Origin of the sequence: Undibacterium sp. GrIS 1.8, from assembly GCF_040544445.1 — a bacterium.
Taxonomy (GTDB): domain Bacteria; phylum Pseudomonadota; class Gammaproteobacteria; order Burkholderiales; family Burkholderiaceae_D; genus Undibacterium.
Map to the genome: position 1 here is coordinate 27,961 of NZ_JBEONQ010000023.1, position 23,037 is coordinate 50,997.

19 protein-coding genes and 1 other RNA gene are annotated in these 23,037 nt (G+C 46.0%); 8 read left to right on the forward strand and 12 right to left on the reverse strand.

The features are described from left to right. Window positions 1-253 precede the first annotated feature (253 nt). The 8 genes from AAKU64_RS12455 to trxA form a co-directional block, all read right to left on the reverse strand. Window positions 254-712: a type IV pilin protein gene (locus AAKU64_RS12455; protein WP_354332200.1), complete on the reverse strand. Its 459-nt coding sequence runs from the start codon at window positions 710-712 to the stop codon at window positions 254-256. Then, on the reverse strand, window positions 709-4,275 hold the full coding sequence (locus tag AAKU64_RS12460) for a pilus assembly protein (protein WP_354332198.1): 3,567 nt from the start codon (window positions 4,273-4,275) through the stop codon (window positions 709-711). Before AAKU64_RS12460 ends, AAKU64_RS12455 begins: the two co-directional genes overlap by 4 nt. A gap of 32 nt (window positions 4,276-4,307) precedes the next feature. Beyond that, window positions 4,308-4,826: a pilus assembly PilX family protein gene (locus AAKU64_RS12465; RefSeq protein WP_354332196.1), complete on the reverse strand. Its 519-nt coding sequence runs from the start codon at window positions 4,824-4,826 to the stop codon at window positions 4,308-4,310. Then, the gene (locus tag AAKU64_RS12470) at window positions 4,823-5,908 is read right to left on the reverse strand and encodes a PilW family protein (protein ID WP_354332195.1); all 1,086 of its coding nucleotides are present in this window, start codon (window positions 5,906-5,908) and stop codon (window positions 4,823-4,825) included. The genes AAKU64_RS12465 and AAKU64_RS12470 overlap by 4 nt, the downstream gene beginning before the upstream one ends. A gap of 8 nt (window positions 5,909-5,916) precedes the next feature. Continuing rightward, window positions 5,917-6,465 (reverse strand): type IV pilus modification protein PilV, encoded by a 549-nt coding sequence (gene pilV / locus AAKU64_RS12475; RefSeq protein WP_354332193.1) that lies wholly within the window; start codon window positions 6,463-6,465, stop codon window positions 5,917-5,919. Next, window positions 6,462-7,007, reverse strand: a complete 546-nt coding sequence (locus AAKU64_RS12480; RefSeq protein ID WP_354332191.1) for a GspH/FimT family pseudopilin — start codon at window positions 7,005-7,007, stop codon at window positions 6,462-6,464. Before AAKU64_RS12480 ends, pilV begins: the two co-directional genes overlap by 4 nt. 874 nt (window positions 7,008-7,881) lie before the next feature. After that, window positions 7,882-9,144 carry a transcription termination factor Rho gene (rho, locus tag AAKU64_RS12485; RefSeq protein WP_354332189.1) on the reverse strand — a complete coding sequence of 421 codons (1,263 nt, stop codon included), beginning with the start codon at window positions 9,142-9,144 and terminating at the stop codon, window positions 7,882-7,884. Window positions 9,145-9,425: 281 nt separating this feature from the next. Beyond that, on the reverse strand, window positions 9,426-9,752 hold the full coding sequence (gene trxA / locus AAKU64_RS12490) for a thioredoxin TrxA (RefSeq protein WP_322118059.1): 327 nt from the start codon (window positions 9,750-9,752) through the stop codon (window positions 9,426-9,428). A 327-nt stretch (window positions 9,753-10,079) separates the two neighbouring features. Here trxA and AAKU64_RS12495 point away from each other — a divergent pair, with 327 nt between their 5' ends. From AAKU64_RS12495 to AAKU64_RS12520, 6 genes are all read left to right on the forward strand, one after another. Beyond that, on the forward strand, window positions 10,080-12,836 hold the full coding sequence (locus tag AAKU64_RS12495; RefSeq protein WP_354362200.1) for a PD-(D/E)XK nuclease family protein: 2,757 nt from the start codon (window positions 10,080-10,082) through the stop codon (window positions 12,834-12,836). Further along, window positions 12,833-16,231, forward strand: coding sequence for a UvrD-helicase domain-containing protein (locus tag AAKU64_RS12500; protein ID WP_354362201.1), 3,399 nt, complete (start codon window positions 12,833-12,835; stop codon window positions 16,229-16,231). The genes AAKU64_RS12495 and AAKU64_RS12500 overlap by 4 nt, the downstream gene beginning before the upstream one ends. Window positions 16,232-16,320: 89 nt before the next feature. After that, window positions 16,321-16,539: a DUF904 domain-containing protein gene (locus AAKU64_RS12505; RefSeq protein WP_354332183.1), complete on the forward strand. Its 219-nt coding sequence runs from the start codon at window positions 16,321-16,323 to the stop codon at window positions 16,537-16,539. Between the two features lie 8 nt (window positions 16,540-16,547). After that, entirely contained in the window at window positions 16,548-16,859 is a 312-nt protein-coding gene (locus tag AAKU64_RS12510) for a cell division protein ZapA (RefSeq protein ID WP_322121523.1), read from the forward strand. Between the two features lie 76 nt (window positions 16,860-16,935). Beyond that, window positions 16,936-17,114, forward strand: a non-coding RNA gene (gene ssrS / locus AAKU64_RS12515) — 6S RNA. 409 nt (window positions 17,115-17,523) lie between these two features. Then, window positions 17,524-17,976 (forward strand): EVE domain-containing protein, encoded by a 453-nt coding sequence (locus tag AAKU64_RS12520; RefSeq protein WP_354332182.1) that lies wholly within the window; start codon window positions 17,524-17,526, stop codon window positions 17,974-17,976. Window positions 17,977-18,041: 65 nt separating this feature from the next. Here the strand turns inward: AAKU64_RS12520 and lgt are convergent, their stop codons facing one another. The 3 genes from lgt to AAKU64_RS12535 form a co-directional block, all read right to left on the reverse strand. Continuing rightward, the gene (lgt, locus tag AAKU64_RS12525; RefSeq protein WP_354332180.1) at window positions 18,042-18,839 is read right to left on the reverse strand and encodes a prolipoprotein diacylglyceryl transferase; all 798 of its coding nucleotides are present in this window, start codon (window positions 18,837-18,839) and stop codon (window positions 18,042-18,044) included. 195 nt (window positions 18,840-19,034) lie between these two features. Next, entirely contained in the window at window positions 19,035-19,919 is an 885-nt protein-coding gene (locus AAKU64_RS12530) for a LysR family transcriptional regulator (RefSeq protein ID WP_322121524.1), read from the reverse strand. A 378-nt stretch (window positions 19,920-20,297) separates the two neighbouring features. Beyond that, complete coding sequence (locus AAKU64_RS12535) at window positions 20,298-20,522, reverse strand: TIGR04438 family Trp-rich protein (RefSeq protein WP_354332178.1); 225 nt, start codon at window positions 20,520-20,522, stop codon at window positions 20,298-20,300. Between the two features lie 145 nt (window positions 20,523-20,667). Between AAKU64_RS12535 and AAKU64_RS12540 the strand changes: the two genes are divergently transcribed. Beyond that, window positions 20,668-20,979, forward strand: coding sequence for a c-type cytochrome (locus tag AAKU64_RS12540; RefSeq protein ID WP_354332176.1), 312 nt, complete (start codon window positions 20,668-20,670; stop codon window positions 20,977-20,979). A gap of 199 nt (window positions 20,980-21,178) precedes the next feature. On the opposite strand, the gene AAKU64_RS12545 is transcribed toward AAKU64_RS12540, so the two are convergent. After that, window positions 21,179-22,324: a branched-chain amino acid ABC transporter substrate-binding protein gene (locus tag AAKU64_RS12545; RefSeq protein ID WP_354332174.1), complete on the reverse strand. Its 1,146-nt coding sequence runs from the start codon at window positions 22,322-22,324 to the stop codon at window positions 21,179-21,181. Between the two features lie 147 nt (window positions 22,325-22,471). On the opposite strand from AAKU64_RS12545, the gene AAKU64_RS12550 reads away from it, so the two are divergent. Then, on the forward strand, window positions 22,472-22,981 hold the full coding sequence (locus AAKU64_RS12550) for an Lrp/AsnC family transcriptional regulator (RefSeq protein WP_354332172.1): 510 nt from the start codon (window positions 22,472-22,474) through the stop codon (window positions 22,979-22,981). Window positions 22,982-23,037 lie beyond the last annotated feature (56 nt).

The following is a 23,037-nucleotide window of genomic DNA, read 5'->3' on the forward strand; positions in this document are numbered from 1 at the left end:
ATCACGTTAATCGCTATGCCGGCTAAGCCGGACTTTGTTTAGCTTTTTGCCAGAGTTTTGTTCTCTCTTATTCATCACTGCTGGGTAACTGATTGAGAAATATATCGAAAAACCCAAAGCATATGCGACGATGTATGTCGTCACATCAGAAAATAAGAGTCAGCTTTGGATTTGTGCATCAGGCAAGCTGAGTAATATGGGGGCACGCCTAACCAGTATATAGACTCGATTTGATTAGCTATATTAATCCCCCTTAAGGTGCCCAACAAATGGACTGTACTGTACCTCCAACGTCCTTTCCAATCTTTTGATTCGATTGATCGATTGAAAAGCTCGCACAGGTGGTATCGGCGACTTGCGACTTTCCTGCTACTGGCGTTGCAGTCAAAGTATAACTAGTGGCAGTTTGATTCGAGATTGCAATTGAGTAATACAATTGTGACGAGGTCACAGGGTAATTGGTCGCTGGCAAATCAGGACAAGCTCCAGAAGCATAAGAAAAACTCCTCGCATAACATCGATCTAGTAACGTTTGCTGAAGTGTTAATGCGTTCCAAGCATCTGACCTGCGAGATTTTAGAACGTGGGCTGAGTAAGATGGATACGCAATCGCCGACAGAACTCCAATAATCACAACTACTATCATTAACTCAATTAAAGTAAATCCACGCTCATTTGGAGCGCGCAATGTATGAGTAAAAGAAGTCTTCATTGTTTTATCTCCCACCAGGAAGCTCGTGCTTGAGAATTATCTTTATCTTTAATAATGAGCTGGGTACCTCCCGATTTTGTTGCTAGCTTTTCTACTTCCTTTTTCTTCTTATTGTAAATCGTTGTTGGTTGGCTTAAGTAACCAGTACCGGTTCCAATTCCAACAGGATTAAGCTTATTCACTGTATCCTTTGAATCGATGGATAAATCACCATTGATATCTAATTGAGGCGTGCTGAAGGCACCTCCAGTCGCGTAATTTAGTTCCATGAACGCTGAAGTGAACCCAGCGTTACAAGTATTACTTGCAGGAGGTGTATTAAGCGAAAGTAAAAGAGCCCCATTTAATAATTGTGGCGTAGTGACCACTTTTTGGCCACCTGTGAATAAGTCGACATACCAACCTCGCTGAGTACTCCAATCTACTGCGACGCTTGTTGCAGTGATCACATCTTGTGGTAATCCAGAGGCAGCACCGGCGGCAATTAAATTCAGTGTTTGCGCTTGTAAATTGGAACGAGTTGGCACCGTACTGGTGTTCGGCTTGTCCCAAATGCCGTAGACACTTTGAATCTGAGAGCTACTCAAGTCATTGGTTGTTAGCAATTGTCCGGTGCCAATCATGATGAATTCACCGAATAGTTTCGGATAATTGGGATGTAATGTAACAACTGGCCGCGTGGTAATAGGTTGAACATTTCCGCTCTTATCCTTGGCCTGGAAAAGTAATCTGACAGTCCAGTTTCCAACGGTACTACTGCCTACATCGATTGCCCACAAATTACCCTGCAAATCTCCTGCGTAAATTTGCGTAATTGGTTGGCCGAGCAAACTATCAGTGCTTCCCACAGCAACAGTCGATAAGCCTTGAGGGAGTGAACTGTTGCATGCCGTTGGAATTGCTGCACACAAATCAATTTTTTTAATGATCTGGCCATTTTGTGGGTTGATCGCATATAACACTGAGGAATTATTCGGACTGTTATATCCATTTCCAAAAAACACGGCAAAGCCACTTCCTGCACTCGCATTAATAGGAGCAATTTGTGGTTCGCTATAGGTGTAGCCCATGTCGCCTGTTGAAGCCCCTGTAGCAGTAATATCCGAGAATTCCCACAAAACGGCTTTAACCACACTGGCTTCTGTCGTTAAGGTTTGAGGACTTGTCACATCCATTGCGTAAATGCTATTCCCACCTCCACCTTCCCCACCAACTAAAAGGGTATGCCAGGTACCGTCTGCGAATTTAACATCACCACTTTGCGGAGATCCATCGACAAAATATCTATGATTTTGATTATAAAGTGGATCCGTTAAACCTTTCAGATTGGCGTAAACAGCGTTAGGGATAAAAGCAAATTGTTCGACTCCCGTTGCAGCGTTAAATCCATGAAGCATTCCATCGTTACCACCTACATATAGCATCGGCATCCGACTAGAATTTGTAGCAGCAAATGCTCGATAACTAGGTGTGAAGTAAACATCGTTTGGTCCGGCAATATAAAGAGGTTGGCTGTTCACGATATCACCTAAGATATGCGACCTATTTCTGAATACCCCACCTGAATTATGTTGTTCTAATGTTGAATTACCTCGTAAATACTGCAATCGAGTTGCCCCAAGTGCATCTGATGGTTGTAACGCCGTCTGTTGAGAGGTTCCTAAACTAAGCCATTGGAAGGGTATTGCACCGCCACTATTATTGTTCAGCGCTGGATTCCACGTAGCAATATTTCGTCCAGATAGCCAGCCAGACCCGGCCGCTTGTAGATCGAGTTGAGATCGTGCCGACCATATCGCATTACCTGTCGGAGCCCCAGTTATTGGATCGAGATTTTTTTCAAATAGATCACCTGTCCAATCCTGGTATGGAGTATCGCCGGAAGTGAAGTTAGCCTGATATTCGACGCTTCCAGCTTGAAGATAAGTGGAGTTGACTGCTGCTGAGGTAGTCGATAACGTGCCACTTTGTACTGAAATTAAAATACTGTTGAGATCATTTACTAAGGCTGTCGGACTGCTTGCAGGGTAATAATTAACAGTCCCTCCGGCAACTGCCATTGCTTTCAATGTTGCTGCTGCCTGAGGATTTGAGCTTGGGTCGACGCCTGCACCTAATCCAATAATGTAGGTTTGGATACCGGCGCTCTTAAGTGCTTTTAGCGCATTAACTGTGTCTGTTAAAGCCTGGTCGTTCGTTGTCGACAGCGACCCATCGGTTGCACTGAACGTGGCGGAGACGCCGTATCCGATCGCAGCAGCGCTCCCCAAAGGTGGCCATGCTTTACCCGCTAAATCTTGTGTTGGCAAACCATCTGAGATAAGAATCACATATTGTGCTGGAGGACATCCACTGGCTGGTGCAGCGACGCTAGCCAGATAACTTTTTGCAGTCGTTAATAATCCTGCAGTTGGTGCCTGACCAGCGACAGATTTAATTTCTTTAGTCGACAAGCTGTTTGTTTCAGGAGCTAGATTTGGTGTGAACGCTCCTACCGCAGTCGCGATTGTGGCAGTGGTCGGCGTAACGCCTGCCGACGTCATCGGAACTAAAACGTTACCAGTAGTTGCGGATTGACTTCCACCATAACCAAATCCCCTTGCTGAGTACATGACTTGAGTAGAATACGGGACATAGCCCGCATTTGTTGGTCCAGTCCCAGTATTTGCACTGGGAGCACTATTTGTGTAGTTAACAAAAATGTTTCCGTTGTTATAGTCACTTAAAGATTTATAAGGTGGATACGGAGTGACTGGCGATGGGCCGCCCCAGTTTAAAAAAACGCCAGGTTGTGAAGGAGCGTAAAGGACGTCATTGATGTTAGGGTCATCACTAGTCGCACCAATTTCCATATACAGTGACGTTGCTACTGTTGACGGTGTGTATAAGCCAGATCCTGCAATGGAGGTGCAGTTACTTTTAACTGTTGTTGATGCTGTCGAATAACCTAAGCAAGGATTAGAAATATAACGCTTCCCTGATACCTGAGTACTTGTAAAGTTAAACCCTGACCCCAATGGGGACATATGATAAACCCAAGTTGAGTATAACGAAGTGCCACTTGTTTGGTAGGTCTCAAGAGCAAAATCCGTATTCTGAACATAACTCTGGATAATCGCTTGAATACCAGCCTTGGCTACGTTGAGTCGGCTCGCTCCATTATCATATATAACACTATTCTTCAGCACGGAGTAAGGAGCGTTTCCGGTTGCGTCTGCTGTCTGTACGGGAGGTGTAAACCCTGATGGAACTAAATAGTTTGTCGGAGAACTCGATGTACTGAGTGAGCTCAATCCTGAACCTAAAGTCCCAGATCCCGTCATGATCGCGCCGCTAAGGGTGCCGTCCATTGATTCCGAATTCCCCAATGCAATCAGAACCTGAGGATGTGCAGGCGTCGATACCGTTAATGGAATTTGAGATATAGCAAGACTCGGTGAGCTGCCAGCGCGTGCTGACAAAATGAGTGAGCTGAACGAACCAATCACTAAGACGACTGCTGTGATTGATGCAACCAGTCGAATAGTCGGCGATTTCATTATTCTATTTTGATACGTTTTCATCATTCATCCCTTTTGCGTTCTATCAATTGCAATTATTCTTGAACTTGCACTACGCTTTGCAGCATAACGGGCGTGTTACCACTTGGCCCAACTGCACGGGCGGTGATGCGAAACGCTAGTATTTTTCTCTTGTTATTTCCTTTCGAGAAGAAAGGTGGGAGTAACTCTATAATATAAGCACCTGGGGTTTTTGCACTTCCCTGAAAGCTGGCCACTGCAGAATTGGTAGTCCAGTCAATCGTCGTCCATAAAGGTGCGTTACCAGGTTGTACAACGTACAGACCGGTATTGCTTGGCGACGTTTCGCTGAAGTTATTCACTGTGTATATGCCAGACGATACTAATGTCTGTGCTTGATTTAGAACTCCCTCGGCAGTTTGGAACGCAATCAACGCATCAGCACTATTAGCTGCTATTTTTGTTTGGGTACCATTTAAGGAAATCATCCCCAACCCTATTACTGTCAGCAGTAAGATTAAAATGATTGACATAATTAGCACCGAGCCGCGCTGAGCTGTTTGTCTCCATAGAAAGTTAGGAATTTTTTTCATGTTCCGTTTCTCAGATTAATGGTCATTTCAAAAACATGGCGTAAGCGGCCGTCTGACGGTACTTTGATTGTCGTACCAAGTACGGAGAAGCTTTGCGCTGCCAAATTAGATGTGTTAGCAGATCCCTTTTGACCTTCAATGAGAAATCCAATCCGTACAGATTGAATTGTGGTCCAGTCCGAAACTTTATTTGCTGGCATATATTGAGAGACGACTCCGGCGGAACCTACTCCATATAGAACTTGCATAGAATCAACGCCCGGCACTAATGGCTGTGAAGTCCAAACGTTATTGCTATAAATCGCTTGCATAAGCGTACTTTGATCGCCCTGTCCATGAGCAACATAGTAAGCCGTTTGCTGCAAAGGAATTAGTTGGGAGGCAAGGCCAAAAGAAACAGGCAGAAAATCCGTTGTATTTGTCATTGAACCGCTACCTTGACTGTGACTTACAGAGGTTGGTGTAACAGCAGTTATTAGAAAAATATTTGTTTTACCGCAATCCGTAACTGAAGCTAACTGAAAGGCGCTGAGTCCGGTCGTGTTTTGCAGTGAAAGACTTGTACTTACTCCAGGCACAGAGACCGCTGTTACCTCAATAGGATTAGCTCCTGGTACCGCACCCAAGATTACCAAAACGTCGCTTCCGGCTGAAACACTCCCAACTAAAGTCGAATCCAATGAGGGGTTCCAATCAGATGCATTAGTATCGTTTACGTCATTGCCCGTTGAAATAGTTAAACTGCTTCCGCTTCCATCTGTACCGGATGCATCGAAGCCAATAATCATGGGGGGTTGGGCGCTAGCAGAATTTAGCGATCCCACAGGCGGAGGCCCACCATTATTCAAGGTTGCGATAAATTGAGTCAAGTTTGAGCATCCAGTAAATCCAGCAGAACGAATAGCGGGTATTAAGAGAGCTGAAATAGCATTTTCGGCATTCTGGACTGAGGCTTGAGAGACGGTTGTTTTAGATATACTTGACTGTGCCATGTACATTGTTCCTACCGCAGCAACCAGGAATAGCCCAATTCCTAAAGCGACCATGAGCTCAACTAAAGAAAATCCGCGTTGTGTTCGCATAGCTTTCTTCATAAAATGGTTTGAATCGTGAATTGTGCCAAGTTGGCTGAAGCCCCCGAGGGCGTACTTGTTGCGCCAAGTGTCTTTTGTGCAGGCGCATCATCCCATTGGACGGTGATTGTTACAAGTGTGTTTGATCCAGATGGCACAGTCACTACTGACCCACTGCCATTTGGTAATTGTGCAACATCTTTCGCAAGCCAGTACCATGTATCGTAAGTTGCTAACTGTGCATCAGTACAGATTGTGCTTCCACAATCGATGGCCGGAGTTGCTGGGGATACTGCCGAGGCTGCGCCTGTAGTAACATTATTAACATTGTAGCTTCCTGCTATGGCTTGCACGCTGTTAGCTCGAATTCTATCGGCAATGTCGTATGCTGATTGCACCGCTTGTTGTTTGATATAGCTGGAGCTATTCGATTTAAGAGTTATCGTAATCATGCCTGCGATTCCCAACATACCAAACGCTATTACGACAAAAGCGACCAGTACTTCGATAAGCAAGAAGCCACTTTCGTGCTTTGTCGTTTTGAGGGATGTAATTTTATTATTCATGGACATGTTATTGCACCACCCCATATAGCTTGACCGGGAGTTGGTCCCGCCTGTGCGAAACCTGTTAATAAAACCTGTATCGAGCTTGCGTAACTTGATCCACGGCTGTCACAGATTACAAAGTTAGACTGCGTTGTCGCCAGACCACGTGAATCAAATATCAAATTTGATGCAACTACACCATTAAACGCAATCGCCGTTAGTTTTGGGTCGCGAGGCCCTGTTTGGTAACTTTGTAGGAGCGTAGGTGCACCCGATGTCGGTACTGTTAAAACGATCCACCCAGCGCTCCAGGCAGCGCCGCAGTTGACGGATCCTAAAGCACTAAAAGGACAAATATTAATTTTAGCATTTCTAGTCAGTGCAGTAGAACGGGCAAAATTAGTTACATTTATGAAAGCATTTTTCTGGGCAGATAGTCGATTATTCAGCAACATAGTCTGAAATGACGGTGCCGCTATTGCAGCTAGGATCGCTACAATAGCAATCGTGATCATGACCTCAATCAACGTAAAGCCTGAGCAATTATTTACCTTTTTCACTCTTAATCCTGTTAAATTTTTTGCGGTTCTAGTTTAGACCTAATCTAATTTCTGACGGTGGCGTGTTCTGTAAGATACATTATATTCACAGGCCAGCTACAGCTTTTAGATGGTTGGTTAATTTAATCTGACAAGCGGTTGTGATTGTGAGGCGCTTGTAAGCTTCGATTTTAAGATTTTTTGAAATATTCGTATGGTGTAAAGCCAACCAAGTTGTATAAAGCAAATGAAACAAAAACATTGGTGCAAGCAGATGTTATTGATAGGTTTTGCTTGGAAAAACTTCAAAAAGTGCTGCGTGGATGACGCTTTAACCGAGATTTTTCATTAAGATTTGAGCTGATGGCGAATGCATTTTTCGAGGCAATTTTGATGTGAATGAGGCGCTCGCGGCGAACTATATGCAATGAAGAACTTCAAAAATCACCGAAAATGTGCCGTCAGAACTCAAATACTATCTCTGGTGTGCCTACAGGACAATCCCGGCCTAATCGCAAAAAATAAACTGCCAATGGAATTTTATGGCGGAGATATCTTGATCAATTTGTGTCCGCTTGAAATGTAAGAGGACAGGGCGGCAGTAAATTCAGTGTCGAGAAAATCGGACGCGCCAAGGTATTTAGAGTCCTGCGATTAAAGTCGTTGGGGTGCGCTATCCACGCTACCTTATTTAGCTAATAAGTTGAAATTAAGTTTCTAGTGGCAAGAGCCAGAAAAGCCTAATTTAGATCGGGACTAAAACTGAGTCAGTATCAAATCTCTTATTGATTCAGTTCGTGTTTCGAATTAACCGCCCAAATAAAAAGAGCCATCTAAAAAGATGGCTCGATCGGCTACTGACTATCAGTCTTAAACGAATATCGTTTATTCAGACTTAATTGCCACGACGCATCATTTCAAAAAACTCTGCGTTGTTTTTAGTCGCCTTCATTTTGTCGAGGATGAACTCCATCGCCTCAATCTCATCCATGCTATACAGCAGCTTGCGCAGAATCCAGATTTTTTGCAATTGGTCCGGCTTGATCAGCAACTCTTCACGGCGTGTGCCGGATTTGTTCAGGTTGATCGCTGGGTACACGCGCTTCTCGGCGAGGCGGCGTTCCAGATGGACTTCCATATTGCCTGTACCCTTGAATTCTTCATAGATCACGTCATCCATACGGCTACCGGTTTCGATCAGCGCAGTGGCGATGATGGTCAGCGAGCCGCCTTCTTCTACATTACGTGCAGCACCGAAAAAGCGTTTTGGACGTTGCAGCGCATTTGCATCGACACCACCGGTCAATACCTTGCCGGAGGCAGGGATGACAGTATTGTAAGCACGTGCCAGACGGGTGATTGAATCGAGCAGAATGACTACGTCTTTTTTCATCTCGACCAGGCGCTTGGCTTTTTCCAGCACCATCTCAGCGACTTGTACGTGACGGGTGGCTGGTTCATCAAATGTTGATGCAACAACTTCACCGCGTACGGAGCGTTGCATCTCAGTCACTTCTTCCGGGCGTTCGTCAATCAGCAAGACGATCATCGTGACGTCTGGATGATTGGTGGTAATGGCATGCGCAATATGTTGCAGCATGACGGATTTACCGGATTTAGGCGACGCTACTAATAAGCCGCGCTGGCCTTTGCCGATAGGGGCGATCAGATCAATGATACGGCCAGTGGTGTTTTCTTCACCACGCATATCACGTTCTAATTGCAAGACTTTGTTTGGATGCAGCGGTGTTAAGTTTTCAAACAGAATACGGTGTTTGGAGGCTTCTGGCGCTTCGCCATTGACCTTGTCCACTTTGACCAGGGCGAAATAACGTTCGCCATCTTTTGGTGTGCGGACTTCACCCTCAATCGAATCGCCTGTATGCAGGTTGAATCGTCGGATCTGTGAAGGAGAGATATAAATATCGTCGGTAGATGCCATGTAACTGGCATCGGGCGAGCGCAAGAAGCCAAAGCCGTCTGGCAATACTTCTAAGGCGCCATCGCCAAAAATTTGTTCGCCGGATTTGGCGCGTTTTTTTAGGATTGCGAACATAAGTTCTTGTTTGCGCATCCGTGCTGCGTTGTCAATGTCTAAACCGATGGCCATTTCTAGCAAGGCTGAGACGTGTAACGCCTTTAATTCTGATAAGTGCATGTTGAGTGTCCCGGGATGGGATAAGTAGGTGGGGGAGTGAACAGAGGTGAACTACAGGATGGTGTTTTTAGGATTTCTGCTATTTTTTGCAACTTCTCATTATTTTTTTGAGAGCGAACAAAAAATTGATTGTCGATTTGTTTTTTTAAAATATTTTTTTAAAGCGCGTTTTTGTAAAAACGTTTTTAAATCTAAATGAACGACGCCTTAGCGCCGCTCATCTTTTTATTGCTGTGCATTCTACCTTACTTATCTAAGAATATTCTGTAACTTAAACTATCTTAAATATTGCTGTCGATAAATGCAGTCAATTGACCTTTTGCTAATGCGCCGACTTTTTGTGCTGCAGCAGCGCCATCTTTGAACAAAATCAAAGTAGGAATGCCACGAATGCCAAATTTAGCTGGAACAGCTTGATTTGCATCGACATCCATTTTTGCAATGATGATCTTACCATCGTATTCTTTTGCTACTTCTTCCAGAATCGGGGCGATCATTTTGCATGGACCGCACCATTCAGCCCAAAAATCGACTAAAACTGGTTTGTCAGATTTCAACACGTCTGCTTCAAAGGAAGCATCGCTTACATATTTGATGTTTTCGCTCATGGAATCCTCATTCGAGGGAAAAATTAAGGGGGGTACAGCGCCACAGAAATAATAACTGAAATCGACTGGTAGAATCTTTGATCTACATCATCGATGATGACGCTTCCGGTAGAACAATTAATATCTGGAGGCGATCTGCACAAATTCAATGCTTTTGAACGGTGCAACACTGGATTCAGTGATGTCTAGTGGCAAACTATGCGTCAAATAATAACCTATTTTTTATAAAAGTGGGATCAAGCTCTGAAATTGCGTAGTCTGTCGCATAAAATGCACCTGTCTAAAGCCCGTCGTTCACTAAAAAATCACGAAAATTCTTGAAACTCCATGCGATCTTCCACTGAGCTAATTGCGGCATCCGGCAACTTCTGGCAACAGGCTGCACATCGCTTTGTACTTGATGTAGTGTCACCAGTCTGGCCGCTGACATCGGCGAATGATTATTCTGCTGTGCGTGTTGTGGTACCTACTTTTGAACACGCGCAATTATTTTTAAAAGCCTTGGCACAAGAGCTGCAGATTAATTTTATTCCACCTCGCATACAAACCATGTTTGCCTGGGTGGAGATGTTGCCGCCACAAACCCATAAAAGAGTCAGCGCACCGAGCGAGCGTCTAATGAGTTTGTATGCCGGGTTGAGGCAGCATGCCTGGCTGAAGAAATTATTTACTGCCAGACGCAATACGGACTTGCTGCCACTGGCGCAGACCTTATTAAGCTTATCGGACGAGCTGACGCAGGCCTTGTTAGCTTCCGTACTAGATGACAGAGAGCAAACGACACAGCGCTGGCATACTGCCTTGGCACAGTTGCCGCAGCCAACGCAGAAAATCTTATCGGAAGAAGCGCAACTGGTCTGGACTATTTGGCAAAGTCAGTTGGATGAACATGACGCCATCGGACAAACGCATCAGCAATGGCTGCGTATTGCGCAGCAAGCGCAGGAACCTTTAGTCTGGATCAGCCCAACTGCACCGAACGCACTGGAGCAAGCGTTTTTAGATGTGTATTCTAAAAAGAAAAAACTCTTAATGATCTTGCTGGATTGGCGCGCCAAATCCATTACGCAGCCATACGCATCTGCCTGGCCGAATTTATTTGAAGATGTTAACAGCGGCCAGCAGCAATTTACCCTGGATCAGGCTGACGTATCGCATATTCGCTTATGTGAGGCGAGTTCGCTTGAAGACGAGGCGCAGCAAGGCGCGCAGACTATTATTGATTGGTTACAGGCGGGTCGCCAGAGCATTGCAGTGATTGCACAAGACCGCGTGGTAGCTCGTCGTATCCGGGCCTTATTAGAAAGAGCACAGGTATTTGTTGCAGATGAAACTGGCTGGAAACTCTCGACGACCCGGGCTGCTGCTGCGATTGCCGCTTGGTTTGAAGTGGTTGCCACACGTGCCGATACGATGGCATTGCTGGATCTGTTGAAGTCGCCTTACTTACCTGGTGGCTTGCCTGGCGTATCTGCAAAAGACGCTGCTCGGATCGATGCGGTGATTGACATGAATGCGAAGGCCGATGCGGTGATGCATATCGAACTGGCCTTGCGTCGCGCTAATGTTCTCGGTGGCTGGGAGGCAATTTTATCCACGCTGGATAGTAAGCCCGACGAGCGCAAATGGATCGCAGCGCTTGCGCGTCAGGCAGCAGGATTCAGCGGACGTAAAAGTATCTCTGATTGGAGTCGGGCAAGCATACAGATGCTTTACGAGTCAGGCATGCATCCACAGTTGCAAGCAGACAGTGCAGGCTCACAAATTATTCAGTTATTGCAAGCGTTGACGGAAGATTGTCAGCAGATGGAGGCAACGTTCTCCTTTTCGGAGTGGCGTGCCTTTATTAATTTACAGCTGGAAAATGCACCTTATATTACCGCCAGAATAGATAAGCGCGTATTTATGTTACCGCTGAACGGTGCTCGCTTGCGACGATTTGATGCGGTGCTGCTGGTCGGCGCAGATGCCGCACATTTGCCATCGCAAGCACAGGAAGTTTTATTCTTCACTAATGCAGTCAGACGCGAATGTGGTTTGACGACCCGTGAGCAAAGGCAGCAACAACAGCTCAGAGACTTTACCGAGTTATTGCTATCCAATCCAGAAGTGGTTTTGTCATGGCAAGGTCAGCAGCAAGGTGAGCATAATCCTGTGAGCCCTTGGCTGGCGCAATTGAATCTGGCGCTGGAGCGCAATGGCAGCGAGGCGCTTCTCAAACATCATCCGATGTTGTCGACTGTGAATCTGCAATCAGAAACCCTACAACAACCGCGTCCAGCTGCCGCTATATTAGCGCCAACTACCTTATCCTCCAGCGGATATAGCAGCTTGCTTGCATGTCCTTATCAGTTTTTTGCCCGACGGATGTTGCGTCTGGATGCGCTGGATGAATTGTCAGACATGCCCGAAAAACGTGACTACGGCGATTGGTTACACGCGATTCTTAAAACTTACCACGATCAATTATCTGCGCATCAGCCGGAAGACAGAGTCCAATTACTAAGGGATATTTCTACCCAACGTTTTGACGATATTTTAAAGCGCAGTCCTGCAGCCTTGGGATATAGCGTGCGCTGGAATAAAGTGATACCTGAATATGTCGCCTGGGCTAATCAGCGTGAGGCAGATGGCTGGCAATTTGAAATCGGTGAGGATTGGCGCGAGCGAACTTTGATCTGGTCAGATCAGGGTGAAGATGCGAGCATCGTTTTGCGAGGCAGGATAGATAGGATTGATAAAAACCAATACGGTGAGTATGCGGTCTTGGATTACAAAACTAAAACACAAACCGCATTAATCAAGCGATTAAAAGAAGGCGAGGATCAGCAATTACCTTTTTATGGTTTGCTGGCAAATCAGACGATCGCTGCCGCAAGCTATGTCGCGTTGGAATTAGACAAAGGCAAAATTGGTGCCGCCGCTGCCGATAATTTTAGCGACTGGACGAATGTATTGGAAGTGGATATCAAAAGTAATATGCAGGCAATCAGAGATAACACACCATTGCCAGCACAAGGTACAGAATTGGTCTGCCAGTATTGCGAAATGCGTGGACTATGCCGCAAGGGCGCATGGTCATGATGTTATCTCCTTCGTCGTCCCATTCTTCAGAAAAAGACGATGTTCAAGCCTATGAAATTAACGGACATGGCAGCGACGCTGTAAGCTTCACTGCTACCGCATGTAATCCACAATTGTCAGTAGTAGTTGAGGCTTGTGCTGGTAGTGGCAAAACATGGTTACTCGTAGCGCGTATGTTGCGCCTGTTGCTGGCTGGCGCTGAGCCTGGTGAGTTATTGGCGATTACCTTTACCCGCAAAGCTGCGCAAGAAATGCGTGAGCGCCTGATGGCACTGTTACGCGAGTTAGCCTTAGTTGATGAGACTGCGGCTATTCAATTGTTGACAGAACGTGGGATACAGCAAAACGATATTCCCTCAATTTTGCCTAAAGCGCGACGTCTTTACGATAAGATTTTATCCAGCCCGCAAGCGTTAGCGATGGACACTTTTCATAGCTGGTTTGGACGCCTGATCCAGTTAGCACCGCTGGCCTCAGGCGTGCCCCATGGTTTTAGCTTGCTAGAGGCAACTGCTGACTTACAAAGAGAGGCTTATGCGCAACTGATGCAATCCCTGACTGATGCCGAGAATCAGGATGTGCGTCATGCCTTATTACTCTTGTACGAAGAGTTGGGTGATTTCAATACCAAGAAAATGCTGGATGCATTTTTAGATAAACGTGCGGAATGGTGGGCATCCAATCAACATGCGCTTGAGGGGGATCCCTTGGACTGGCTGCGCGAGATGTGCGGCGCTGATGCAGAGGTCGATCCGCGATTGGCCTTGTGGGATGACCAAGAACTATGTCAGCGTATTAATGCAATCGCATTATGTTTAGGGCAGGGTACCGCGACCAATCAAAAGCGTGCGACTGCGATAGAAGCCGCTATGAGCGCAGGCCCGAACTTAGACAGATTTGATGCCTTATGCCATGAGTTTTTTGGTGCTGATGGCAAAAATAGATCCAATACAAAAACAAAAAATTTACTCATCGCTATCGAAAAATGGTTAGGTCCAGATAGTGTTGCCAGTTTTGATGATGAGTGTACGGTCATTGCAGAAACGCTCAAATTGTTGCGTCGGCGTAGCGGTGAAAAAATGGTACTCACCATTAATCAGGCCTTGTTTAAAGTCGGTGCAGCTTATCTGGAGTGCTATCAATCTTTGAAATCGGATCAGAGAGTATTTGACTTTGCCGATTTGGAATGGCAAGCCTACAGGCTTTTAAGCAATGAGGAATACGCAGCATATTTACATAGCCGGCTAGATGCGCGTTACAAGCATATTTTGCTGGACGAATTTCAGGATACCAATCCTTTACAGTGGGGCATCGTCCAAGCGTGGCTAGATGCCTATGGTAACGACGTGGCGCGGCCAACGGTCTTCATCGTTGGTGATCCTAAGCAGTCAATTTACCGTTTTCGCCGTGCAGAACCACGTGTGTTCTCTGCTGCAAGACAAATGTTGGCGCGGCATGGCGCACAACTGCTACGCACTAACCAGACTCGCAGAAATGCGCCCGAGATTGTGTCGGTCTTGAATGACAGCATGCGCCAAAATAAAATCTATCTGGCACAAACCAGCGCCTCTACAGCGATTGGTGAAGTGTGGCGTTTACCCTTAATCAGTGCATCGATTAGTACGGTGAATCAAGGTAAAGAAGATTCTGATATTAGCGGCGAGACTCAATCCTTAAGCCTTACTTTACGTAATCCCTTTACCACGCCAATGATTGAAGAAGAGGATAGTCGCCGGCTGGAGGAGGGACGTCAGGTCGCGCAAGCTCTGCTATTGGCGCGGCAGCAACTGGGGAACTTACCCTGGTCAGAAGTCATGTTATTGGTCAGGCGCCGTACTCATCTGGCTGCGTATGAAAATGCTCTGCGTGAACTTGGTATTCCGTTTGTATCCAGCAGGCGAGGTGGTTTGCTGGAAGCCTTGGAAGTTGCAGATCTGATTGCTTTGCTGGGATTTTTGATGACGCCGGGCGATAACCGTGCGTTGGCACATGTGCTGAAGTCGCCGATTTTTTCTGCGACTGACGATGACCTGATCACGTTAGCGCAGCGATCAGAAGCATCCTGGTGGAAGCGTTTGCAAGCTAGTGCATCATCATCATCATCATCATCATCGGTAGTAGCGCAGGAAATTTTTACCAGAGCAGCAGGGTTATTGCAAGACTGGATGCAAGCGGCACATGATTTGCCCGTACATGATTTGCTTGACCGGATTTTGCATCAGGGCGAATTGCTGTCGCGCTACGCGCAGCTTGCTAGCCCTGCAGAGCGACATCAAGTCATAGGGAATATTCATGCCTTTTTAGAACTGGCGCTCAACATGGATGCCGGGCGCTATCCTAGCTTGCCTAAGTTTATTGCTGCCCTTAATGTGTTTAGAAATGGAGGGGAAGGCGATGCGCCTGATGAGTCGGCAGTAGATGATGCAGCCGACGCAGTAAGAATATTAACCATCCATAGTGCCAAAGGTCTGGAGGCATCAGTCGTTGTTGTACTCGATGCTAACCATAGCGAATCCGCCAAAGATCAGGTCGGCATATTATGCCAATGGCCACTGCAAGAAGGCGAGGCCAGACATTTTTCTGTCTTCGGACGCAAGGATCAGCGTGGTGCAGCGCGGGATGCATTGTTCGCGCAAGAGGAGGCGCAAGCCGCACAAGAGAACTGGAACTTGCTGTATGTCGCCGCCACTCGCGCTAAAAATTTATTGATACTCAGTGGTATTGCTAGCGACAAAAAAACGAAGAGCGCCGTGATCGATGAAGGCGGGGATGTCATCATCGGCTTGATTCAAGATAGTTGGTATGATCGGCTGCAACAAGTAGGCCAAGTGAATGTGCCGGTCAACGCTGCATTAGTGCAGCAATCGCAAGGCGAATTTAGCTTGCAGGTATTTAATCCTCCCAATCTGACTTTGCCCCGAGCCGAGCCTGAGCCAGTCCCAAGTGACGCGCAGCTGGAGGGCATTGCGCTGCATGCCTTATTAGAGCGATTGACCAATCAGGTACAAGCATGGCCTGTCGTTGTTCCTGAGGCGGAGGCGATTGCTGCCTGGCTGCCTTGTGCGGGTAATATCGCTGCCACTATACGACAACAAGCTTTGGTAATATTGAGTCAGGCGACGCTGGAAAAATACTTCAATCCTGTCCATTTTGTGTATGCCCGCAATGAGATGGATGTTTTGTTCCAGCAACAGCTTTTACGTCTGGACCGAATGGTCGTTTTTAAAGACGAAATATGGATTCTCGATTACAAGCGGGCTTTGTTAGAATCTGAACGACTAGACTACCAGACCCAATTACAAACCTACGCTGATGCGCTGCACGATATGCATAAGGATAAAAAAATTAAAGCGGCTTTGATATTAAGTGATGGTGCTCTGGTAGAAATGCTATAAAGTGACGTTTCAATTTATAATTTAGTTGGTATTGTTTAGCCCGCGCTCTTTCCGCGTTTTTGCCACGTTTTTACCAACCTAGTGACGAGATGAATTCTGAATTTGAATTACTTGCTGAAAAAGTCGCACGGCTCGCAGAGCTGACCGATTTTTTACGCCGTGAGAACGCTGAGCTGCGGCGCGATATCGTTGCTCTGACCGAAGAAAATGGTGAGATGCATCAACGTATGGATGAAGCACACGAACGTGTAACAGCTTTGCTTGCGCAACTACCAGTTGAGAACGATTCAGATAAGGATGCCGCATGAAAGACAATGTGATCCAGCTAGATGTCAGCATCATGGGACAAGCGTATAAGCTCAGCTGTAAAGAAGGCGAAGACAAAGCACTGCTGGCTGCAGTCGCTTACCTTAACGAGAAAATGTGCACCATCCGCGACGCCGCCAAGATTAAAGGCAACGACAGAATCGCAGTAATGGCAGCTTTGGGTGTTACGGCAGAATTGCTATCGACCAAATCGCCAGAGGGACCGTTGTCTGGATTGTCGATTGCAGACGTCAAGCAAAAAATTAATCATATGCATGAGGTGTTGGACAAAGCACTGACACCCCAAGAAAATCTATTTTGAACCGTGCTTGTATTGGTTTAATCAATCAAAAAGAGTTAAAAAAAGCTGTACGACATCGCGGATAGGAGTAAACTTAAATTCCCTACCGTGTTCGCCAGTGCCATATATTCCTTGAACCATTTATGTGCACAGGCTGCGGGAATTGTTCGACAGGTGTGAGCGTCGCTAGTCCGATGAACCCGAAGTTGAACCGACTGTGGCCAACTTGAACCTCCTGGTTCAGGATGCCGGCATAGCGGCATTGGTGGGGACTTATTCCAGAGCACTTACAGCGTTTGCTGTGAGTGCTTTTTTATTGGGACTTACGCAAAACCGCCCCAAAGCGTTGCGGCGACTAGCCGTACTAATGTACTGTCGTCGCTGCGCCTTGCTGGGACAATTTTGCGTAAGTCCTAATTGTTTGTAGACTTGTTTTTTCGACGCATGACTGAGCAAAGGTGATGCGAGTTTGTCTAACGGCGTAACGTCTTAGAAGCTAATTTTTCTTTAGTGATACTTGTCGTGTTGTGCCAATATCCGCTTGGTCGGCTCTTAGATATCGTCAGGCCAGGATGCAACTAAGATGCTTTGGTATTTAATATACTCATATAGGTATATTTTAATCGTCCAAGTAATCATTGGACAATAAGGCATTTTTGTAAAAATTTACGGGGAGTATATTGTTATGGCATATTGGTTAATGAAGTCCGAGCCGGATGAAGTGAGCATTGATGACGCTTTATCTGCATCCTCGATAGCCTGGTTTGGCGTGCGCAATTACCAGGCACGTAACTTTATGCGTGATGCAATGAAGCTTGGTGATGGAGTACTGTTTTATCACTCCAGTTGCGCAGAGCCTGGTATTGCTGGGCTGGCTGAAGTTGCTAGCAGCGCGTATCCCGATCACACACAATTTAATCCGCAAAGTCATTATTTTGATCCCAAGGCGTCGCAAGAAAATCCGCGCTGGATGATGGTGGATATCCGGGCATTGCGCAAGACGCGTTTATTAAGCCTGGCAGAGCTACGCACTCATGGCGCCTTGGCAGATATGCTGGTATTACAGAAGGGGAGTCGTTTGTCGATCACGCCAGTGACTGCCGCAGAATGGGCAGTCATCATGAAGTTATTGGACTGAGCTTTTTAACGGCACTATCGTTTCGATCAGAGATTGATCCGACGATAATGCCGTAACAATGTTACCTAGGCTTTAGCTGATTTTCTATATGCAAACACCAGTATCACCAGTCCGCCAATAATCATTGGTAGCGAAAGTATTTGTCCGGCAGAAATGGTCATGCCTGCTAAGTCCACTTGCCAATCCGGCGTACGGAAATACTCGGTAAAAAATCGTGCGCAGCCGTACAGCATTACAAACATTGCTCCGACAGCCAGTGGTGGCCGCGCTTTACGGGCATATATCCACAAAATGACAAACAGCAACAATCCATCCACTAAGGCCTGATAAATTGGCGACGGATGTACCAAGTGATCCACACCAGGCCATTGCATTGCCCATGGTAAATCGACTGAAGCAATCCGACCTGGTAGTTCGTGGTTGATGAAGTTGCCGATGCGCCCCGCAGCGTAGCCTAGCGGCACCAGTGGCGCGATGAAATCAAATACATTCACCAATGGTCGACCCACTTTGCGCGCCCAAAAGAACATCGCAATCAAAACGCCGATAAAGCCGCCGTGGAATGACATGCCGCCATGCCAGACCATCAGTATTTCTAAGGGATTGCTGATCAATTCACTTGGCCGGTAAAACAGAAATTCACCGATGCGCCCGCCCAGGACAACACCGAGCACGCCATAAAACAGCATGTCATCAATGTCTTCGTTTTTCCAGCCCTGAGCTGCAATATGCGGTGAGCGAATGCGTACCCGGCCTAGCAAGACAAATTGTATAAACGCGACCAGATACATCAGTCCATACCAGTGTACAGAAACAGGTCCTAAATGGAATGCTACTGGATCTGGGTTGGGGTGAATCAGCATAGCTACTCTTTCGTTTGTAATAAGGTGAACCGAAATTTTTTATTAGGCGCACTATAGGTGCTATTTGAGTGCTGGCGGGGCATTTCCGGTCATTTTTGATGCTCTTCGTTGCTCACGGCTAGCCATGAGCGCCTTAGTTACAACAAACTCACATCAAAACTGCCTCGAAAAGTGCATCTGCCATTAGCTCAAATCCTAACGGAAAATCTCGGTTAAAAAAGCCTGCAGCACGGGAGACGTATTATCTTTACGCCATGCCACGCCGATTTCTACCACATGGCTAGTTTGCGGCAGACTTAGGTAAGTCACACCGGGACGTTTTAAATTCGAGACAGATTGTGGCACAAGCGCGATGCCCATGCCAGCGGAGACTAAGCCGACGATGGTTTGCATTTGTATCGCTTCCTGACTAATTGCCGGGGTCAACCCGAGTTCTCGGAAGCAGCCAAGTATTAAGTCATGTAAAGCTGGCGCAATTTTGCGTGGAAAAATAATTAGAGGCAGATGCTGGTAATCCAATAGTGAGACGTCGTGTGTTTTTGTCGCAAAGCTTTCCGGTACTGCCAGTATCAACGGCTCGGACAAGACTTTTTGGTAGGCTAACAGATTACGCAAACGATCTGGTATCGGCGGGATGATCAGGCCAGCATCGATTTCACCTTTCTCCAGAGCGATTAATTGAACATCACTGGTTGCCTCTCGCAGTTCAATCTGCACAGCCGCATGACTTTGCCGGAATGTTCGCAGATAGGGTGGCAAGATACTGTAGTCGGCGATGGACACAAATGCCAGCGACAAATGACCGCTAGCGCCAGCTGCTGCGCGTTGTACTAGTGCGGGCAAGCCCTGTGCCTGCTGAAGTATGCGGCGTGCCTCTGGCAGCAGTGCTAGCCCGGCAGCGGTCAGCGCGATGCTACGAGTGCTGCGGGTAAATAAAGCAGTGCCAAGAGTAGCTTCAAGCGCTTGTATAGTTTGTGACAGCGGTGGTTGCGTCATGTGTAATTTAGCCGCAGCGCGACCAAAATGCATTTCTTCTGCTACCGCGAGAAAATAACGTAGTTGTCGTAATTCCAGATTCATATGGACCGCATCTGATCGATGCATGAATCAGCTAATCTATAGATGGTTTCACGCAAGTAAGCTAGGCTCGATGGATAAAAATGCTTAGCGGGATAACGTTGGCTAAGTTCAAATAAGCTAAGTCGTTTAAATTTTTGGGATTTTATATTATGCAGTTCTGGAGCGGATCAATTTAAGAATTTTAATATACTCCCCATTATTTTTATTGAAAATGGCGGTTTAATCAGTAAACCTTTGGACGATTAAAATATACTCACTAAGGGTATTCTATTTAATCAATGCAAATGTGGTTTGTCGTTTAGTGCTACACGACGTCATTACTTTTAGCACATTAGCCGCAAAAGTAAATTCTGGTACTGGATGTTTTAGTCCGGTGCTTCACTTCTTTTTATCAAAGGTCCGTTTAATACGGTCGTTTTTAATTTTTTCAAAGTGAGCGTGATCTTTTCGTTTGTCTAGGCCTAGCATGCGTTCAAAAAATTCAAACCATAAAAATGCAAAGAACGCCAATCCGACTAGCCACCACCAAGAGATGCTATTCAAGAAGCTCACTTCTAAATATTTAAGTAAAAACAACAACGCGGTAACAATGATGAGGGGCATGATGACTCCTTTTGCCAAATCTTAGGAGTAATTTTGCTTATGGTCAACCTTATGTTGAGCGCACACGTTCTTTGATTGTGCTAACGCATTAAAATAAGTAAAACGCAGTAAAATGAAACGATAATTTTTTAACTTGGAGAGAGCAATGAACAAGTCTTTGTTAGCAGTAAGCGCACTTTTAGCGACGATGGTCTCTGGTGCGGCAATGGCCAATCTAGAATTGGCAAAATCTAAAAACTGCATGGCTTGTCATGCTGTTGCTAATAAAGTTGTGGGCCCTGCATATAAAGATGTTGCTAAAAAATACGCTGGTGACAAAACGGCAGAAGATACCTTAGTCAAAAAAGTCATTGCTGGTGGCAGTGGTGTGTGGGGCCCAGTCCCGATGCCGGCTAACCCGCAGGTATCTGAAGCCGAGGCGCGTACTTTGGTTAAGTGGATTTTGTCGACGAAGTAATTTTGAATTGAGCTAAGTCTAAATCGAAGTCAGTGTAATTCAGTCTGTTTGAGTCAAACAGGGTTCAATCAGTTGAGTTTTTAAGATGATCGAGAAATAAAAACGCTGCAAGCCTGTAAGGTTTGCAGCGTTTTTTGTTTGCAGTACTTTTACGATACAGACTGACAAATCAGTCTGTGTAAATCACGACAGCACCAAATTATTTTACAACTTGCAGCAACTCACGCTTGCCGCCTTTGTATGTGTACAAAGTCAATGTACCGTCTTTGATATCGCCTTTAGCATCAAATTCGATGTCGCCAGTAATACCTTTGTGCTTGATTTTAGCCAGGAAAGGCAGGTACTTTGCTGGTTCTGCTGATTTAGCTTGTTGCATCGCATCAACCATCGTCATCACAGCATCGTACACATACGGTGCGTAGATTTGAACGTCCAAACCAAATTTCTTCTTGTAAGCTGCTTTCCAGTCATCCAACACTTTTTTCTGTGCATCTAAAACACCGCCGGCTTCTGCGCAGACAACTTGACCTTCGCCAATGCCGTCACCAGCCAGTTTCACTAAGTCAGTAGTACAGATACCATCGCCGCCCATGAACTTAGCAGTAATGCCAAGTGCTTTCATCTGACGCAACATCGGACCTGCAACTGCATCCATACCGCCGAAGAAAATCACATCTGGATTCTTCGCTTTGATTGTGGTCAGGATCGCGCTGAAGTCAGTTGATTTATCAGTCGTATGTTCAGTAACAACAACTTCAGCACCTTTGGCTTTAGCGCCCTTCATGAACTCGGCTGCAACACCTTCGCCGTAGGCCGTTTTGTCATCGATGACAGCTACTTTTTTAGCTTTGTTAATTTGCACGGCGTAACGACCCAAAGTGCCACCCAATTGACCGTCATTGGCAACTACACGGAACGCGCCTTTGTAGCCTTGTTGTGTGTATTTTGGATTTGTTGCTGATGGGGAGATTTGCGGGATGCCAGCGTCGTTGTAGATTTTAGAAGCCGGGATTGTCGTACCAGAGTTCAAGTGACCGATTACGCCATTTACTTTTGCATCGACCAATTTTTGTGCTACGGTTGTACCTTGTTTTGGATCGGCAGCATCATCTTCTGTCAGCAGTTCGAATTTAACTTTTTTGCCGGCGATCATAGTGCCTTTAGCATTGAGTTCTTCGATCGCCATTTTAGCGCCGTTTTCATTGTCTTTACCCAGATGGGCAATCGCGCCGGAAATAGGACCTACGTGACCGATTTTAATAACTTGTTCTTGAGCAGCCGCAGTACCGGCAAACGCGAAAGCAATTGCGCCAGCCAGTGGAATCATTTTAGTTTTGAACGACATGAACATACTCCTAAGGTTTAAAAAAAGTAGGACAACATTACTGTATCTCTGACTTATTCAGAAAACTGAATATGCAAAAGGTACAACAGAAAAATTAATAAGCAAAGCTATTTTCTTTGTTTTTTTCGTAAATAAGACGATTTTTATATGCCCCAATATCGCTCACTAGACAAGGTCGATCGTAAGCTTCTGAACCTGTTGCAGAAGGATAATCAGATACCCACCCGAGTTTTGGCAGACAAGCTACACATATCTCAACCAACCTGCCTGCGCCGTATACGAGAGCTTCGTGAGCTTGGCATAATTAGTGCAGAAGTAGCGATGGTCGATCCGTTTGCACTGGGATATGGCATGCTGGCTTTTTTAGAGGTATCGCTGATCAATCAGTCTGACGAGCACATGCAAGAATTTGAAGCTGGAATGAACAAAGAAGCCGAGGTGATGCAGTGTTATTTCGTCTCCGGCGAATACGATTATTTTCTGGTGATTCATGTGATTGACATGGATGCTTACTATCAGTTTGTACGGAGAGTGATTTCCGGGTCTGGTAATGTGCGCCATTTCCACTCGCGCTTTCCGATGAAGCGCGCCAAGTTCGCAACACGGATCGCGTTTGATGAAAAAGCGCTTGAGTTGCCGGTGCGTTTAGGTAAATAGTTGGCGATTGCTGCGGAAATATCTAAATCGATGATTGGTGTGTATCGCTAGGAATC

Bases quoted from the DNA above. Each gene is read 5' to 3' on its own strand.
- pilV (WP_354332193.1), bottom strand. From the start codon at position 6,465: ATGAATAATAAAATTACATCCCTCAAAACGACAAAGCACGAAAGTGGC.
- AAKU64_RS12535 (WP_354332178.1), bottom strand. From the start codon at position 20,522: ATGCCCCTCATCATTGTTACCGCGTTGTTGTTTTTACTTAAATATTTA.
- AAKU64_RS12550 (WP_354332172.1), top strand. From the start codon at position 22,472: ATGCCCCAATATCGCTCACTAGACAAGGTCGATCGTAAGCTTCTGAAC.
- lgt (WP_354332180.1), bottom strand. From the start codon at position 18,839: ATGCTGATTCACCCCAACCCAGATCCAGTAGCATTCCATTTAGGACCT.
- AAKU64_RS12520 (WP_354332182.1), top strand. From the start codon at position 17,524: ATGGCATATTGGTTAATGAAGTCCGAGCCGGATGAAGTGAGCATTGAT.
- AAKU64_RS12455 (WP_354332200.1), bottom strand. From the start codon at position 712: ATGAAGACTTCTTTTACTCATACATTGCGCGCTCCAAATGAGCGTGGA.
- rho (WP_354332189.1), bottom strand. From the start codon at position 9,144: ATGCACTTATCAGAATTAAAGGCGTTACACGTCTCAGCCTTGCTAGAA.
- trxA (WP_322118059.1), bottom strand. From the start codon at position 9,752: ATGAGCGAAAACATCAAATATGTAAGCGATGCTTCCTTTGAAGCAGAC.
- AAKU64_RS12465 (WP_354332196.1), bottom strand. From the start codon at position 4,826: ATGAAAAAAATTCCTAACTTTCTATGGAGACAAACAGCTCAGCGCGGC.
- AAKU64_RS12500 (WP_354362201.1), top strand. From the start codon at position 12,833: ATGATGTTATCTCCTTCGTCGTCCCATTCTTCAGAAAAAGACGATGTT.
- AAKU64_RS12540 (WP_354332176.1), top strand. From the start codon at position 20,668: ATGAACAAGTCTTTGTTAGCAGTAAGCGCACTTTTAGCGACGATGGTC.
- AAKU64_RS12470 (WP_354332195.1), bottom strand. From the start codon at position 5,908: ATGCGAACACAACGCGGATTTTCTTTAGTTGAGCTCATGGTCGCTTTA.
- AAKU64_RS12545 (WP_354332174.1), bottom strand. From the start codon at position 22,324: ATGTCGTTCAAAACTAAAATGATTCCACTGGCTGGCGCAATTGCTTTC.
- AAKU64_RS12460 (WP_354332198.1), bottom strand. From the start codon at position 4,275: ATGAAAACGTATCAAAATAGAATAATGAAATCGCCGACTATTCGACTG.
- AAKU64_RS12495 (WP_354362200.1), top strand. From the start codon at position 10,080: ATGCGATCTTCCACTGAGCTAATTGCGGCATCCGGCAACTTCTGGCAA.
- AAKU64_RS12530 (WP_322121524.1), bottom strand. From the start codon at position 19,919: ATGAATCTGGAATTACGACAACTACGTTATTTTCTCGCGGTAGCAGAA.
- AAKU64_RS12505 (WP_354332183.1), top strand. From the start codon at position 16,321: ATGAATTCTGAATTTGAATTACTTGCTGAAAAAGTCGCACGGCTCGCA.